Raw genomic sequence first — 15,490 nt, 5'->3', positions numbered from 1 at the left:
CGTGCACGGTCTCCGGCCACAGCTGCCGGTAGCGGTGGCCGACCAACTCGACGCGTGGCCGTCCGACCAAGCGGCAACCCGCGTCGTTGATGTAGACCAGTTCGAAGTCAACGATCAGACGACCCTCGTGCACCGCCCGGGCCAGCATCCAGCCCTGCGGCTCCAGGTCCAGCATGGCGAGCACCTGAGCGTCAGGCAGCCAGTCGTCCACCCCGCCACCTCCCTCACGCGCCACCGCCGCGCGCACAGGCATCATCGCCTGCCGACATCACCTTCACCTAATGTCGTAATCCCTCCGAGATTCAACGACAATGGTCGTGACGGCGATTCAACGACAACGGTCGTGACAGGTTTTCGCCGGCTGGAGCTGTGCGGGTTGGGTGGCAGGGGCGGCGAACCCACCCCTGCCACCCGGAATCAGCCGGCGAAGTCGGGCCGGTGATCCTCGGCCCACGCGGCGTAGGTCCGCGCGGGGTTCCCGGTGATCCGCTCGATGACGTCGTTGACCGGCGCGGGTTTGCCGACCGCCTCCGCCATGAGGCCGAACAGCGCCGTCAGAAACTCGCGGTCCATGAACTGGCTCATCTGCTCCAGCACGGGCTGCGGGTCGAGGGTCTCGACGCTGAGCGAGCGTCCGAGCGTCTTGCCGAGTATCTGGATCTGCTGCGCCTGGGTCAGCGACTCGGGGCCGGTCAGCTCGTAGGTTCGTCCTTCATGCCGGCCGTCGGTGAGGATCCGCGCAGCCACCGCGGCCACGTCTCGTTCGTGTACGGCGCTGAACGCCGCCTCGGTGTACGGCGCACGGATCACGTCGCCGCCTTGCATCTGCATCCCGAACGCCAGTGAGTTGACGGCCGGGAAGAGCAGTCGCAGGAACGTCCATCGGATGCCGGACGCCTCGATGGCCCGCTCGTCGTCCCGGTGGTACTGGGCTATCACGTCGGGCTGCCGCTCGGCCTGCGAGACGATGGCTCCGGAGGACAGGAACACCAGCCGACGCAGGCCGGCCGCCTTCGCGGCCGCCAGCAGTGGGGCGACGTCCATGCCGTACTGCGGGACCAGGAAGGCGGCGTGGACGCCGGCCAGTGCCGCCGGGAGCGTCTCCGGCTTGGTCAGGTCGCCGTGGACGACGTCGACGCCGTCGGGGAGCGCGGCCCGTTCCGGGGTGCGGGTCAGCGCCCGCACCGGCACCTGGGCGGCGACCAGTTCCTCCACCGTCTGGCGTCCGAAGTGACCGGTGGCGCCGATGACGAGGTTCATGACGGGTTTCCTTTCGTCGGACCTGCTGAGGGTGATGGAGGAGGTTCAGCGAACCTTGCGGAAGAACTGCCGGATGTCGTTGACCAGCAGATCGGGGGCGTCGTGCGCAGCGAAGTGGCTGCCCCGGTCGTAGGTGTTCCAGGAGACGATGTTCTGGTGGTCGCGCTCGGCGAACCTGCGGATCGACGGGAAGTCCCAGGCGAAATTGGCCAGGCCGAGCGGCACGGTGGTCGGCTCCGGCACGGAGGTGCCCCGGCCGTTGGACTTCTGCTGTACGGGCGCCGCCGCCGCGTCCTCGTAGTAGAAGCGGGCCGCGGAGGCCGCCGTGTTGGTCAGCCAGTAGAGCATCACGTTGGTGAGCACGTAATCCGGGTCGAGCTGCTCACCGAGCAACTGGGCGTGCCAGCCCAGCAGGCCGGCCGGCGAGTCGGCCAGGGCGTGCGCCAGGTTCTGCGGCTCCGTGGACTGGAGCTTGTCGTACGCGCCCCGGTTCTGGACGAACCATTCGGTGAACGTCAGCTTCCCGCGCTCCTCCTCGGAGAGGCCGACCAACTCGGCAGGGTCGCCGGACGGAAAGGAGAAGACCTGCGTGACGTGTACGCCGCAGACGTGTTCCGGGTCGACCCGGCCCACCTCGACCGAGATCAGCGAACCGCCGTCGTTGCCGGCCGCGCCGTACCGGTCGTATCCGAGCCGGCGCATCAGCTCGGCCCAGGCCCGCGCCACCCGGTACCGGTTCCAGCCCCGCTCCCGGGTGGGCCCGGCGAGGCCGAAGCCCGGCACCGACGGGATGACCAGGTCGAACGCGTCCGCTGGGTCGCCACCATGGGCCGTTGGGTCGGTGAGCGGGCCGATCACGTCCAACCACTCGACCACCGTGGTCGGCCAGCCGTGGGTCAGGATCAGCGGCGTCGCGTCCGGCTCCGGTGACCGGACGTGCAGGAAGTGGATGTTCTGGCCGTCGATCTCGGTGATGAACTGCGGGTACAGGTTCAGCCTCGCCTCCCAGGCACGCCAGTCGTATTCGGTGCGCCACCGCTCGACCAACCGCTTGACGTAACCGACCGGGACGCCGTACTCCCAGCCGGGCGGCACCGGTCCCGTGGGCACCGCGTCGTCCGCCGGCAGTTCCTCGGCCCACCGGGCCCGGGCCAGCCGCTCCTGGAGATCGTCGAGGTCGGTCTGAGGGATGTCGATCCGGAACGGGGCGAGTCTGCTGTCGTTCGTCATGGTGATCAGCGTAGGAACCTATTAGGCAAGATCCGTTCCTAATCAGGTGGCAGACTCCGAGAAATGTTGGAAACCTCGGCGCGGCTGTTGCGCCTGCTGTCCCTTCTCCAGACGCCCCGGGAGTGGACGGGCACCGAACTGGCCCAGCGGCTGTCGGTCAGTACGAGGACGGTCCGCAACGACGTGGAGCGCCTGCGCAGCCTCGGCTACCCCGTGCACGGCACGCGCGGCGCGGTGGGCGGTTACCGGTTGGGTGCCGGGGCCGCCCTGCCGCCGCTGCTGCTCGACGACGAGGAGGCGGTCGCGGTCGCAGTCGGGCTGCGTACCGCCGCCGGCGGCACGATCACCGGAGTCGAGGAGACCGCCCTGCGCGCGCTGACCAAACTGGAGCAGGTGCTGCCCACCCGACTCCGGCGCCGGGTCAACGCCCTCCAGCGGTACGCCGTCTCGGTGCCCCGAGACGACCCCGGCCCCCGGGTGAGCGCGGACACGCTGAGCGCCATCGCCTCCGCCTGCCGCGACCACGAACGCCTGCGGCTCGACTACCGAAGCCACGACGGCTCCGAGAGCCGACGGGAGGTCGAGCCCTACCGGCTGGTCAACTGGGGGCGACGGTGGTACCTGGTCGCCTACGACCTCGACCGGGCTGGCTGGCGCACGTTCCGGGTGGACCGACTCGACCCGCGTGGACCGGCCGGCCCCCGTTTCATTCCCCGTGACCTTCCCGAGGAGGCCGTCGACCAGGTCCGGCGGGGAGCTTCGTCGGCGGCCTGGCGATACCGGGCCCGAGTCGTCGTACACACACCGGCGGAACAGCTCGCCGAGCGCATCAACGCCGCCGTCGGCTCGATCACGCCGGTCGGCGACAGCCGCTGTGTCCTGGACACGGGAGCCGACAGCATCGAGGCGCTCGCCGTCCACCTCGGCCTGCTCGGCTTCGACTTCACCGTCACGGAGCCCGCTGAACTCGTCGAACTCGTACGCGAACTCGCCCACCGCTATCACCGCGCCGTCGAGACCCGGTGTGGAGCGGCGAGCGGGGACCACCAGTCAGGTAGCTGACAGGCCGACCGTGTATCCGGTGGCGACCTCCGTCGTCTTGCTTGTGGCGCGGTTCGCGCGCCTCGTCGAACGGGAGGTTTCCATGTCACATCAACGTTCTCGCAGCCGGTGGTGGCGGCTCGGCCTTGGCTTGGCCGTCGCCGGCACGACCGGAGCCGCAACCCTCGCTGCGTCTGGTGGCCCGGTCGCCGCCGCGACCGCTGAGCTGCCGACCTACCAGGTCCGTGCCGCGGGCCTCAGTGAAGCCCAGGCCGCCGCGCTGGGAAAGGCGTTCGGCATCGAACGGCTTTCCCGCTCCCAGGACGGCAGCGTGCGGTTCGCGGATGAGCAGGGCTTCCTCGACATCCCGTCGATCACGGTCGGCGAGACGGGTAAGGACGAGGATGGCAACCCGACGGTGGGCAGCGTCCTGGACGAGGCGGCGTTGGCTCGCCTGCGTCCGATCGACGCCGACAAGGCGCTGAGCCTGACCCGCGAGGCGCTGACCCGCGCCGGCCTGTACCCCGAGCAGGCCCGGCCCACCGTCGGTCACACCACCCTGGAGATGGTCGACTCCAAGGGCGAGCAGAAGGTCTCGGCGGCGCTGGACACCACGGTGTCGTTCTCGTTCGACCTGAATGGGCTTCCGTACGAGGGTCCGGGCGCGAAGATCAGGGTCGGCTTCGGCCCTGAGGGCGCGGTCACCCAACTGTCCTACAGCACGCGCGTCCTGGCGCGGGGCGAGCCGGTGCGGGTCCTCGACACCGAAGCCGGCCGGGAACGGTGCGCCAAGGCCCTGCGTGGTGCCGTACGGATCCAGCAGGCCGACTACGCCTACGCGGCACCCGCCCTCCACGCGAAGCTGGACCGTATCGAGCCGAGCTTCCGCTGCTCGGGTGTCAACGCCGACGGCTCACCGGCGCAGATCACCTTCGTCCCGGCGGCCGTGGACGCCGAATTGCCCGAGGTCACTCCGTCACCGGTGCCGCCGCGGCGGCCGGCGGCGGCGCTCGCGGCACCGCGTGTCCAGGCCTACGGTGTCGTCGATGTGGGCAGCGAGGGCACCGGCCCTTGCTCCGGTCTGCCGTGGACCGGCAACAACCTCGCCTCGTTCAACGGCCAGTTCACCTCCCGGGGCATCCCGGTCGAGTTCAGCTGGTTGAATGCCAACGCCTGGGAGCAGGACTTCAAGGACCCGGCGTACGGAGGTGACGACAGCAACTGGACCGATCACGTCGACATGACCTACTGGCAGGGTCACGGATCGCCCACCGGGTTCAGCTTCGCCGGGTGCAGCAGCAACGACGACACGTTCCTGGCGAACACCGAGGCCCGCTGGGGCAACGGAGACGTCGAGTGGATGAGCCTCTTCACCTGCCTGGTGCTCGCCAACGAATCCGGCGGGAAGCGGTGGTGGCAGCGCTGGGGTGGTGCCTTCGACGGCCTGCACCAGATCAACAGCTTCCACACCGTGTCGTACCACAGTGCCAGCCACGGCGGAACGTTCGCCAACTACATGCTGCGTACGCCGTTCCTCTGGTGGAACAAGCCGATGCCGGTACGTAAGGCATGGGCGCAGGCATCCATCGACGACCAGCCTGCGTCGGTGGTGTGGGCCACCATGGGTCCGGTCGGGCCGGGCGGTCTGGTCAACTTCGACGACTACTTCTGGGGCAAGGGCAGCGTCGGCCCGGACGTGCCCGCGTCGTCGTTGACCGGCTGGTGGTACATCTCCGGCACCTCCTGACATCACTGACCCGCCGGGGGCCGTGGGTAGTGCCCGGCCCCCGGCGCGGTCGCTCAGGCAGCCCCGTAGGCGGTCAGACCGCACCAGGTGACGAAATCGGCCGGGGAGGCCGGCGGCTCGGCGGCCCGTACGGCCCACAACGCGCAGGCAAGCGATTCGCCGCGCACGATCCGGTCGTGCAGCCGTGGCATCAGCGCCAGCGACGTGCCGTCGGGCAGCGGTACGCCGGACGCGATCACCCCGGCCGCACCGCCCGCCATCAGCGCGCTGACGAAGCCCAGCACCTCGTCGCCCTCGTAGTCGCGCTCGACTCCGGAGTCACAGGCGGCCAACACCACCCGGTGCGGGGCGACGGCGCGGCTGTGCAACTCGTACACGGTGAGCGGACCGTCGCTGAGTTCGAGCGCCGAGAAGAGCGGGCTGTCCGAGCGCAGGTGGCCGTGGCAGGCCAGATGCGCGAGGTCGGCCTGTCGGAGTGCGGCGACCACGCCCTCGACGGTGCTCTTCGGTGGCAGCAGCGTCGCCGCTCCGGGGTGACGGGCTTCGAGGGCCTGAACCTCGGCCACGGCGCCGGTCAGATTGGGCCCGGCCACCAGCGCGACCTGGTGGCCCGGTCGCCGGGACCGGGCCGCCCGCCGGCTGCGCGCCCACATGGTGGCCGACGGTGCGCCGCACACCGGCCCCTGGTGCAGCGGGGACCAGGGAACCCGCAGCAGCTTCGCGGGCGGGACCACGACCAGCGGTGCCCCCGGCGGCACCCCGAGCGGGGTAACGAGCAGTTCGGCGAGGGTGCCCAGGGACGCCCGGGCGGCCGACAGGGCCTGGTCGGTGTAGCGACCGCCGTGTAGCAGCCGCCGCAGGGCGAAGTGCAGCGCGGCAGTCTCCCTTTGCACAACGGACAGCGGACCGAGCCGGACCCGGCGGGTCCGGCGCGGCCCGACCACGACCGCGACGACCGCGTCGTCCACCGTCGCGAACTCGGCGAGCCATCCGCCGTCGAGCAGTTCACGGAGTTGACCTGCGGTGACGATCTCGGCCGACCGCGTCGTCCTCCCGTCGCGGCCCCAGGACCGCCGCCTGATCTGCGCCTCCAGCGCGGCCTGGCGGGCCAGCAGGTTTCGCGGTTGCACGCCACGTTCACGCTGCGCCGCCCGCAGTTCCTGCTCGACCGTTCGCAGCGCGATCACGAGGTCGTCGACGTCGTCGTGGGCAGCGGGTTCCACGGTCAGCAGGGCAGCCGCCCGGGTGCGTTCCAGCCAGTGCAGAATCCGGCTCGGTGGCGCCGTGCGCAGCAGGTGGCGCAGACCGAGGTCGCCGAGTTCCACGCCGTGCCCAGCGGCCAGCACGCGCAGTTCCACCGACGGCAGCGCCGCCCGGTGGCGGGCGAGGTCGGCCAGTCCGGCCCCGCAGTGCCGCAACGCTGCACCTGCGCCGGGCGTCGCCAGGCGAGCCACTGCACCCTGGCCGTAGCTGGTGGCCGAGACCGCGCGGCGTCGAGCGGTCGCGGTGGCACCTCCGCCCTGGGCGGCCTGCTCCGCGGCGTCCGCCAGCAGTGCCAGCGCCAACCGTCCGCGTAGCCGGACCAGCAGCGGCTGCCCGGACGCCAGTGCGCCGGCGGCGGTCAGGTGGCGCTTCGCCCGCCGCTTGTCGTCCGTGGCCAACGCCGCCCGCCCGGCCACCAGATGCGCCTCCACCGCGTTGGCCCGCAGGCCGAAACGATGCAGCGTAGCCGCCGCGCGACCGAGTTGGCGTACCGCCATGGTGGTGAAACCGTCCGCGACGGCGTCCGCCTCCACGGCGGTGACGACGGCGCGCGCCGCCCAGGCCGCACGGCGCTGCCGCCGGAAGTCCCGCACGGCGCTGATCGCGTCTGCGCGGGCCGTGTCGACATCGCCCAGCGCAAGCGCCAGCCGGGCACAGCGCAGCCGCGCCTCCGCGGCCATCAGCCGGGCACCGTGTCGCTCGAGGTCGGTAGCAGCCAGCCGGACAACCGCGGCGGCCTCGTCCAGCAGGCGCAGTTCGGCAAGTGCGTCGGTGTAGTCGAGATAGTGCTCGCCGAGCGGCAGTCCGGCTGCGGTGTAGAGCCGGCCGGCCTCCTCGAACCGGCGCAGACTCTCGGTGAACCTTCCGGCATGGAAGCTGGACCACGCTCGACTGTTCTCGATGACTGCCGACAGCATCGGTCCCAGTTCGCTCGCGAGCGTGGCGGCCCGGTCCAGGTAGGCCAGCGCCGCCTGCGGACGACCGAGCTGGGTCTGCGCGTACGACAGGTTGTTTGCCGCCTTCACCCAGATCGCCGGCGGGCAGGCGGGCTCGGCGAGCACCAGCCGGTACTGACGCGCGGCTGCGAGCACCCGACCGGCGTTGTGGTCCAGGATGGCGAGCTGCATGAGCAGTTCGGGACGCTGGTGTGAGGACACCAGCTTCGCTGCCCGCCGCAGGTCCCGCGCGGCCGCGGCGTACCGGCCGAGTTCCTGCAGCGCCACCGAGCGGGTGAGGAGTACCTCCCCGAGCCGGCGGTGCAGGCCGTTGCGGATGGCCAGCCGGGCCGCCTGATCCAGCAGGCTCTTGGCCGCCTCGTTGTCCAGTACCGCGTGGCGGGTCCAGGCCAGCGCACGCAGACCCGCGACAAGTGCCTCGTCGTTTCCTGCCCGGCGGGCCAGCTCCACGATTTCCCCCGCCGCGGCGGTGTATCTCGCGGGGTCGAGGACGACTCTGGAGTACGCGGCATCCGCCTCTGCCACGAGGTCCGTGCCAAGATCAGCCGTCATCGTGGGACCGCTCGCCGCCGTACGTCAATATTTGCAGTCTATCCACACCCGGCGTCAGGTTATTGCTGGTGGTACCGATCAGCCGTGGCCGACTCTGGCTGCCGTCAGGCAGCGGGAATCACCGCGATCTTCGATAGGAGCGTCACCGTGAACATAAAGACCAGGTCCTCTTCGGCGCCGGCCCCGGACGAGTTCCCGGAGCACCGGTCCAGGGAGCAGTTGAAGATCGACGCTGCCCATGTACGCCGCCAGCTGAAGGTCCTGACCGCCGACGCGATTCAGGGGCGAACCAGCGAGATCATCGGCCAGATGCAGGACCGGCAGGACCGGGCACCGGGGCGGTTCGCCCTGCCGTTCGACAGGTACCCGGTGACCGACCTGGCCGGACGGCCGACCTACGTGCTCGTCGCGCGGGGTCAGCTGGTGGTCGAGATGGATCCGGCCGGGCCGGGAGCCGACCCGCGGCAGGTGCTGCGCAAGTTGGGCTACCGACCGTGGAAGCGGGCCGTGGCGTCGCCGGAGCGGCGTCTCGGGGTATATGAAGGCCGCAAGCGTCCGCAGGAGTTGGCCGGTGACGTCCGGAAGTTGGCCGAGCTGGGCATCACCGCCGCGCCACATCTGGTCGTACCGCTCGGGCACATCATCAAGGGCGACGACTATCCATTCGCCACCGCCGCCCTCGGCGACTTCGTGCCGGACGTCGCCAAGGGCAAGCCGGGCATCCCGGCGGTGCGCGTGGCCGTCATCGACACGGGCATCACCCCGGAGGATCGGACCGACAGCTGGCTGGACGCTGTCGTCCGGCGCGCGGACAACACCGAATTCCTCGACGTACTGCCGGTCACCGACGGCCGTGCGGGGGACGGCCGGCTCGACTGGTCGGCCGGGCACGGGAGCTTCGCCGCCGGCATCGTGCAGCGGGTGGCGCCCCGGTGTGAGGTGGCGGCATACCGGTTCACCCGCAGCGACGGGCTGGGCACCGACACAGAGGCCGCCGAGGCGATGCTACGCGCCGTGCACGAGGCAGCCGCCGACGGCGTACGACTGATCATCAACGCCTCGATCGGCACGCCCGCCGTCGACGGTGTGCCACCGCTGGCGCTACAGAGCGCGGTGCGGATGATCGCGGACCGGTTCCCGGAGGTCCTGATCGTGGCGAGCGCCGGAAACAACGGCAGCGAGGATCCGATGTATCCGGCGGCCTTCGACGGCGTGGTGGCGGTCGGTGCGCTGACCGAGGACCTGCTACCGGCTCCGTTCTCCAGTCACGGCGACTGGGTCGACTGTTCCTGCGTCGGCCTCGGGGTGGTCGCCACCTTCGTGACCGGCACGCTGCCGCCGGTGCCGGACCCGGCGGTGGCCGACTACTCGTTTCCGGCTAACTCCTGGGCGGTCTGGAGCGGCACGTCGTTTTCCGCCCCGCAGATCAGCGGCATGGTCGCCAGGGCCTGTCTGGACGATCCCGGCCTGACTCCCCGTGACGCGCTGGACGCGTTGCTGGCCGGGCGGCGCACAATCCCCGGTTACGGGCGGGTGCTGCGGGTACTGCCTGGTACGCCGGTCTGAGGACCGCAGGTGCCGGCCGGTGTGACGCCGGCCGGCACAGTCAGTCCAGTCTGACCCAGGCCGTGGTGATCGCGTTCCGTCCCGGGCGACGCCAGGTCAGACGCATCAACCCGGCACCGACCGCCTCCACCACGAACCGTCCCTGGTCGTCGGCGTCCACCTGACGGACGGCGTCGACCTCGGGCTGCCGTACCTCGATCCTGGCCGCCCCCGGCGGTTGCAGTTGGCCGAGCAGCCGACGGTACCGGCGGGACCGGCTGACCTCCACCTCGACCGCCTCCGGCTCACCGGTCTCGGTCGGGCCCCCGAACTCGAAGGTCAGCAGCCGTGGGACGATTGCCCGCTCGCCGGCGCGTACCACGGTCCCGACCGCGTCCACCGCCGAGTCGGCCACGAGCGCCGCCAGCTCGGTGTCGACCTGGCGCAGACCGAAGCTCTGCTTGGCCAGCTCCACCGCCACGGCCGGCGGCGCGTCCTCCGTCCGGATCAGATCGCCGAGGGGGGCCAGCAGCCGATCGTCCGCGCCCGGAGCTGGCGTCTCCGGCCCCGCGTGCTCGTCGTCCACGATTCCTCCCTCAGTCCTCGGGTTGCCGTCAACCGCTTTTCCTCCTACGAGTCGCGCAGCGCGTCACTGATACCCTCGGCGTCAAGTAGGCCACGCAGTCTTGCCAGGCACCGCCCCCGGATCGGCCCGAGACTGCCCACCGGCATGTCGAGTGCCGCGGCGACCAACTCGTAGGAGACCCGGTCTCCTGCCGGTTCGATCAGCAGGAGTCGCAGGATCTTCTGGCAGCGGACGTCGAGTCGGCCAAACTCGCGCCACAGCCGTGCGTTCCGGTCCGCGATCAGCGCCGGTTGGTCGGCCGACGAGGACGGTCCGCTGAAGCGGTCCAGCAACCGGTCGTCATCCGTGGGCCGGACACGCTTGTTGCGGCGGAGGATACCCAGGCACTCCCGGCGGCAGGTTGTGCCGAGCCAGCCGGGCAGGCGGGCGGGGTCGTGGATGGTGTCGAGGTGCTCAAGTAGTCGCAGCCAGGTGAGTTGAAACGCGTCAGCGGCGTCGGCCGAACTCAGGCCGAAATGCCGGCAGATGGACCAGAGCAGCGGGCTGAACCGGTCGACGAGGTTGTTCCAGGCGTCCTGGTCGCCGGAGGCGGCGAGCCGCAGTTGGTGCGCGACGTCATGCTGCACAGCGGGCACCGGTTGCGGCGAACCCGCCCCGGTCTGCCTCTCTCTCATGCGAAGCCTTCCGACGTGCCGGCCGCGCAGCTGTAGGTGGGCGGGCCGGACTCCGGCCGTGCACACGTCGCGGTGAGAGCTGAGCAGACCAGCGGATCCTATCGGATGCAGTGAATGGGGAGGTGCGCGAACCGCGGTAGGACCGGCGGGCGAGCCGGCCGTTCCACTGTCCTCCAGAAGTTCCTCAGACAATCAGCCGGGGTCGCCATCGACGTCCTGGCCAATCTCCTGGCCAATCTCCTGGCCAAGCAGATGCCGGTACTGCTCGGCATGATCGCCGCGGTCCTGATCGGTATCATGGCGTTCACCTCGGTGCGGATCGCCCGCCGCCGGATGTCCTACGAAACCTGGCACGCCATCCACCTGGTGGTGTAAGTGGTCATCGTGCTGTCGGTGATCCACCAGATCTACGAAGGGGCCTCGTTCGCCAACAGCGAGGTCACCAAGGCGTACTCGTGGGGGTTGCGGGCCTTTGCGGTCGGCTCGCTGCTGACCAACCGCCTGTTCGTGCCGTTGCTGCGCAACGCCCGGCACCGGCTGCGGGTCGTCGCGGTGGTGCCGGAGACCGACAACGCCGTCTCCGTCTACATTGGCGGCATCGGCATCACTCCGGTCCGGGCGTTGCTGGAGGACCCGGAACGGACGGGAGACGTCGTGGTCCTCTATCGAGCCCGCACACCCGCCGACGCGGTGCTGATCGGCGAGCTGCGCAACCTCGTACAGGCCCGGGGTGCCCGCCTGCACCTGTTGACCGGGCGCACCGCCGACGGCAGCCAGCCGTTCAGTCCGGAGAGCCTGCGCGGCCTGGTTCCCGACATCGCCGAACGGGACGTCTACCTGTGCGGCCCCCCGGTGAAACTGCGTGGCGGACCGCAGTGGCCAGCTGCTAGTTTGCCGGAGGCCGTGCGAGAGACCGAGGAGGTGGTACCCGTGAACGTTTCGACATGGGTGCTCCCCTGCGGGGTCACGGTCGGACGATAGGTCGTCCGGGAGCGCCGTTCGCGAGCACTCCCGAAAGGTACGACCATGCGATTCACTACTGAGCAGCGCCTCGATGGCGACGTCCTCGAACGCAAGTTCGCCCTCGGCGAGATCCCCGGCATCCTGTGGACGCCCGCATCCATATCCGCTCCGGTCCCGCTGATCCTGCTCGGCCACCCGCCGCTCGGACTGCGCAGGATGTATCCCCGGCTGGTGGCGCGGGCCTGCCAGGCCGCGGCGGAGGGCTTCGCCGCAGCTGCGATCGAGCTGCCCGGCAGCGGTGACCGGCCCCGTTGGGCCGCCGTCGAGCAGGCCCGCGTTGGCCTGCGCCGGGCGCTGGAGGCCGGCGAGCCGGTCAGCGATGAGATCATCGACGCCCTCGTTCGCCCGCTCGTCGACAAGGCAGTCCCGGAATCGCAGGCCGCCCTGGACGCCCTCCTGTCGCTGCCCGAGATCGGTGGCCCGGTCGGGTACTCGGGTGGCGTGATCTCCGTCGGCATCCGGCTTGCGGTGGTCGAGCCGCGCATCGTGGCCGCCGGTCTCTTCGCCGGGAGTTTCGTGCCGCGCCTCATGTTCGAGCAGGCCCGGCAGGTCACCATTCCGTTGCACGTGCTGTTGCAGTGGGATGACGAAAGCAACGATCGACAGGCGGCCCTGAATCTGTTCGACGACTTCGGCTCCAAGGAGAAGACGCTGCACGCCAACATGGGCGGACACACAGGTGTTCCCTGGTACGCAGGGGAGGACGCGGGCCGGTTCTTCGCCCGGCACCTACGTTAGCGGGCCTGAGGCGATCCAGGCGAGCCCGAGCAGAGTCAACTCTGCTCGGTGCCGGCGTCCGTAGGTCGGGCACTCCGGACCCCCGGCCGGCGGCGTGGCCCGTACGATGGCGGTGGTGCTGGTTCGTCCCGTCCGGGTGGGTGGGGCGTCGTAAGAGGGAACCCGGTGTGAATCCGGGGCTGCCCCGCAGCGGTGAGTGGGAACGACCGCCGTCAACAAAGCACTGGACCGTGAGGTCTGGGAAGCGACGGCCAGTAGGCGACCTGGTGTCATGCCCGCGAGTCCGAAGACCTGCCAGTGCTGCGCACGCCGCCGGTGTGCGCCGCCGGCGGCCTCTCGGGAGGGCCAGGGCGGAAGCCGGTACCTGAGGTGTACCCGTCTTCCCCTCCCGTGTCCGCCGGACACTGCGAGGGAAGGACCCCTTGGTGAGTACCGCATTCGGGCAGAGCACCGTGCTCGGCTATCCACGCATCGGCGCCAACCGTGAACTGAAAAAGGCCGTCGAGGCGTACTGGGCCGGCACCATCGACGCCGAGGCTCTGGCCAACACCGCCGCCGGCCTCCGGGCGCAGGTGTGGCGGACGCTGCGCGATGCCCGTCTCGACGCGATCCCGTCGAACACGTTCTCCTACTACGACCAGATGCTCGACACGGCCGTCGCCGTCGGAGCGGTCCCGACCCGGTTCGCTCGGCTGGGCCTGTCCGCGCTGGACAGCTACTTCGCCATGGCCCGCGGGGTGGATGCCGAGCCGGCGCTGGAGCTGACGAAGTGGTTCGACACCAACTACCACTACCTGGTGCCGGAGATCACCGCGGACACCGTGTTCACCGCCAACCCGGTGAAAGCGTTGGACGAGTACGTCGAGGCCCGTGACCTGGGTGTCATCACCCGGCCGGTGTTCGTCGGCCCGGCCACGTTCCTGCTGCTGGCCAAGGGAGACGATCCGTTCGCCCGGCTCGACGACCTGGTCGAGACGTACGCCCGGATTCTCGCCGCCCTGGCGGATGTGGGTGTCGGCTGGGTGCAGCTGGACGAGCCGGCCTACGTCACCGACCGCAGCCCGGCCGAGATCGATGCCCTGCGTCGCGCCTACACCAGGCTCGGTGAACTCGCACACCGACCGCGGATCTTCGTGGCGACCTACTTCGGTGACCTCGGCGACGCGCTTCCGGCCCTGCTGGACACCCCGGTCGAAGCCGTCGGCCTGGACCTGGTCGCCGGACCGGGCAACCTTCACCGGCTCGCCGCCGCCGGACCGCTGGGCGGCAAGACCATCGTCGCCGGTCTGGTCGACGGCCGTAACATCTGGCGTACCGACCTGCGGGCGGCCGTGACGGCCGGCGCGACGGTCGCCGGCCTGGCCGATCACGTCGCCGTGTCCTCGTCCTGCTCGCTGCTGCACGTGCCGGTCGACGTGTCCGCCGAGACCCACCTCGACCCCCGGTTGTCCGAGCGGTTGGCGTTCGCCCGGCAGAAGGTCGACGAGATCGTCGTGCTCGGCCGCGCGCTGCGCGACGGCACCACCGCGCTACCCGCGCCACTGCCGCCCACCCCGGCCGACTGGCGTCACGACGACGTACGCGGTCGGCTGGCCGCCCTGCGCCCCACCGACCGGCAGCGTGGTGAATACCCCACCCGGGCCGGCCGCCAGCAGGAACGACTCAGCCTGCCGGAACTGCCGACCACCACGATCGGGTCGTTCCCGCAGACCGCCGAGCTGCGCAAGGCCCGCGCCGCGCACCGGGCCGGCAGCCTCGACGACGCCGGCTACGCGTCGCGGATGCGCGCGGAGGTGGAGCACGTCATCCGGTTGCAGGAACAGCTGGGCCTGGACGTGCTCGTGCACGGTGAACCGGAACGCAACGACATGGTGCAGTACTTCGGCGAGCAACTCGACGGCTTCGCCGCCACGCAGCATGGCTGGGTGCAGTCCTACGGCTCCCGCTGCGTACGCCCGCCGATCATCTACGGCGACGTGTCCCGCCGGGCACCGATGACCGTGGAATGGTCCACCTACGCGCAGTCGCTGACCAGCAGACCGGTCAAGGGCATGCTCACCGGCCCGGTCACCATCCTGGCCTGGTCGTTCGTCCGCACCGACCAACCCCTCGCGGACACCGCCGACCAGGTCGCGCTCGCCCTACGCGATGAGTGCCGTGACCTGGAGGGCGCCGGGATCCGGGTCATCCAGGTCGACGAACCGGCGCTACGGGAGACGCTGCCGCTGCGCAGCGCCGACCAGAAGGCGTACCTGGACTGGGCCGTCGGAGCGTTCCGGCTGGCCACCAGCGGTGTCGCCGACGACACCCAGATCCACACCCACCTGTGCTACTCGGAGTTCGGTGAGGTGATCCACGCCATCGACGCCCTCGACGCCGACGTCACAAGCATTGAGGCGTCGCGGTCCAAGATGGAGGTCCTCGACGACCTGGCCGCGATCGGCTACGGCCGGGGCGTCGGCCCCGGGGTGTGGGACATCCACTCACCCCGGGTACCGCCGCGCGGCGAGGTGATCGAGGCGCTGCGCCGGGCCGTCGCGGCCGTGCCGGCCCGCCGGTTGTGGGTGAATCCGGACTGCGGCCTAAAGACGCGCGGCTATCCGGAGGTCGAGGCGTCCCTGCGGCACCTGGTGGCCGCCGCCGCCGAGGTACGCGCCAGCTGACCGTACCGAGCCGGGCGGTACCGACCACGCGGCTCGTGGTCGGTACCGCCCGTCAACATTGGTCAACCCAATCGGTCTCCGTCCTGACAGCCGTGCACCCGGCCCGTGCCGGTCAACCCGCTTCAGAATGGATAAGCGTTGTCAGCCGAGAGGCCGCCGATGTGTTTCCAGTCGCGCCAGGTGCCGCGCCAGGCTTTCTGGTAGACGGTGCG

The 15,490-nt window shown here is 70.5% G+C and carries 13 protein-coding genes and 1 riboswitch; of the genes, 7 read left to right on the top strand and 6 right to left on the bottom strand.

The window, feature by feature from the left end; all coding sequences use genetic code 11:
• The 3 genes from ACFY2A_RS17535 to ACFY2A_RS17525 all read right to left on the bottom strand — a co-directional run.
• Positions 1 to 256 (bottom strand): PAS domain-containing protein (locus ACFY2A_RS17535; protein ID WP_387172753.1); only part of this gene is annotated, 256 nt, incomplete at its 3' end.
• Positions 257 to 417: 161 nt separating this feature from the next.
• Positions 418 to 1,260: an NAD(P)H-binding protein gene (locus tag ACFY2A_RS17530; RefSeq protein WP_387172751.1), complete on the bottom strand. Its 843-nt coding sequence runs from the start codon at positions 1,258 to 1,260 to the stop codon at positions 418 to 420.
• A 45-nt stretch (positions 1,261 to 1,305) separates the two neighbouring features.
• On the bottom strand, positions 1,306 to 2,490 hold the full coding sequence (locus ACFY2A_RS17525) for an epoxide hydrolase family protein (protein ID WP_387172748.1): 1,185 nt from the start codon (positions 2,488 to 2,490) through the stop codon (positions 1,306 to 1,308).
• Between the two features lie 63 nt (positions 2,491 to 2,553).
• On the opposite strand from ACFY2A_RS17525, the gene ACFY2A_RS17520 reads away from it, so the two are divergent.
• Together ACFY2A_RS17520 and ACFY2A_RS17515 are read left to right on the top strand one after the other, a co-directional pair.
• Positions 2,554 to 3,552 (top strand): helix-turn-helix transcriptional regulator, encoded by a 999-nt coding sequence (locus ACFY2A_RS17520; RefSeq protein ID WP_387172746.1) that lies wholly within the window; start codon positions 2,554 to 2,556, stop codon positions 3,550 to 3,552.
• Positions 3,553 to 3,634: 82 nt separating this feature from the next.
• Entirely contained in the window at positions 3,635 to 5,278 is a 1,644-nt protein-coding gene (locus ACFY2A_RS17515) for a DUF6345 domain-containing protein (RefSeq protein WP_387172744.1), read from the top strand.
• Between the two features lie 53 nt (positions 5,279 to 5,331).
• Here ACFY2A_RS17515 and ACFY2A_RS17510 read toward each other — a convergent pair whose 3' ends face one another.
• A complete protein-coding gene (locus ACFY2A_RS17510; protein WP_387172742.1) occupies positions 5,332 to 8,049 on the bottom strand; it encodes a CHAT domain-containing protein in 2,718 nt (905 codons plus the stop codon).
• Positions 8,050 to 8,196: 147 nt separating this feature from the next.
• Between ACFY2A_RS17510 and ACFY2A_RS17505 the strand changes: the two genes are divergently transcribed.
• The gene (locus ACFY2A_RS17505) at positions 8,197 to 9,615 is read left to right on the top strand and encodes a S8 family serine peptidase (protein ID WP_387172740.1); all 1,419 of its coding nucleotides are present in this window, start codon (positions 8,197 to 8,199) and stop codon (positions 9,613 to 9,615) included.
• A 40-nt stretch (positions 9,616 to 9,655) separates the two neighbouring features.
• On the opposite strand, the gene ACFY2A_RS17500 is transcribed toward ACFY2A_RS17505, so the two are convergent.
• Both ACFY2A_RS17500 and ACFY2A_RS17495 read right to left on the bottom strand, forming a co-directional pair.
• Entirely contained in the window at positions 9,656 to 10,180 is a 525-nt protein-coding gene (locus tag ACFY2A_RS17500; RefSeq protein WP_387172738.1) for a hypothetical protein, read from the bottom strand.
• Between the two features lie 44 nt (positions 10,181 to 10,224).
• A complete protein-coding gene (locus tag ACFY2A_RS17495) occupies positions 10,225 to 10,806 on the bottom strand; it encodes an RNA polymerase sigma factor (protein ID WP_387172736.1) in 582 nt (193 codons plus the stop codon).
• 162 nt (positions 10,807 to 10,968) lie between these two features.
• Here ACFY2A_RS17495 and ACFY2A_RS17490 point away from each other — a divergent pair, with 162 nt between their 5' ends.
• The 4 genes from ACFY2A_RS17490 (at position 10,969) to metE (ending at position 15,278) form a co-directional block, all read left to right on the top strand.
• Positions 10,969 to 11,229, top strand: a complete 261-nt coding sequence (locus ACFY2A_RS17490) for a ferric reductase-like transmembrane domain-containing protein (protein ID WP_387172734.1) — start codon at positions 10,969 to 10,971, stop codon at positions 11,227 to 11,229.
• On the top strand, positions 11,230 to 11,835 hold the full coding sequence (locus tag ACFY2A_RS17485) for a hypothetical protein (protein WP_387172732.1): 606 nt from the start codon (positions 11,230 to 11,232) through the stop codon (positions 11,833 to 11,835).
• Positions 11,836 to 11,880: 45 nt separating this feature from the next.
• Positions 11,881 to 12,615 (top strand): alpha/beta hydrolase, encoded by a 735-nt coding sequence (locus tag ACFY2A_RS17480; RefSeq protein WP_387172730.1) that lies wholly within the window; start codon positions 11,881 to 11,883, stop codon positions 12,613 to 12,615.
• A 102-nt stretch (positions 12,616 to 12,717) separates the two neighbouring features.
• Positions 12,718 to 12,929: riboswitch (cobalamin riboswitch) on the top strand.
• A 111-nt stretch (positions 12,930 to 13,040) separates the two neighbouring features.
• Positions 13,041 to 15,278 carry a 5-methyltetrahydropteroyltriglutamate--homocysteine S-methyltransferase gene (metE, locus tag ACFY2A_RS17475; RefSeq protein ID WP_387172728.1) on the top strand — a complete coding sequence of 746 codons (2,238 nt, stop codon included), beginning with the start codon at positions 13,041 to 13,043 and terminating at the stop codon, positions 15,276 to 15,278.
• Positions 15,279 to 15,490 lie beyond the last annotated feature (212 nt).

This window comes from Micromonospora sp. NPDC000442 (genome assembly GCF_042898635.1).
In the GTDB taxonomy this organism is placed as follows: domain Bacteria; phylum Actinomycetota; class Actinomycetes; order Mycobacteriales; family Micromonosporaceae; genus Micromonospora.
This window is presented reverse-complemented; position numbering and strand designations above follow the sequence as displayed.

What these genes read in the sequence shown, in the direction of transcription:
- ACFY2A_RS17530 (WP_387172751.1), bottom strand. Translation starts at nt 1,260, where the DNA reads ATGAACCTCGTCATCGGCGCCACCGGTCACTTCGGACGCCAGACGGTG.
- ACFY2A_RS17525 (WP_387172748.1), bottom strand. Translation starts at nt 2,490, where the DNA reads ATGACGAACGACAGCAGACTCGCCCCGTTCCGGATCGACATCCCTCAG.
- ACFY2A_RS17520 (WP_387172746.1), top strand. Translation starts at nt 2,554, where the DNA reads ATGTTGGAAACCTCGGCGCGGCTGTTGCGCCTGCTGTCCCTTCTCCAG.
- ACFY2A_RS17515 (WP_387172744.1), top strand. Translation starts at nt 3,635, where the DNA reads ATGTCACATCAACGTTCTCGCAGCCGGTGGTGGCGGCTCGGCCTTGGC.
- ACFY2A_RS17510 (WP_387172742.1), bottom strand. Translation starts at nt 8,049, where the DNA reads ATGACGGCTGATCTTGGCACGGACCTCGTGGCAGAGGCGGATGCCGCG.
- ACFY2A_RS17490 (WP_387172734.1), top strand. Translation starts at nt 10,969, where the DNA reads ATGGGGAGGTGCGCGAACCGCGGTAGGACCGGCGGGCGAGCCGGCCGT.
- ACFY2A_RS17480 (WP_387172730.1), top strand. Translation starts at nt 11,881, where the DNA reads ATGCGATTCACTACTGAGCAGCGCCTCGATGGCGACGTCCTCGAACGC.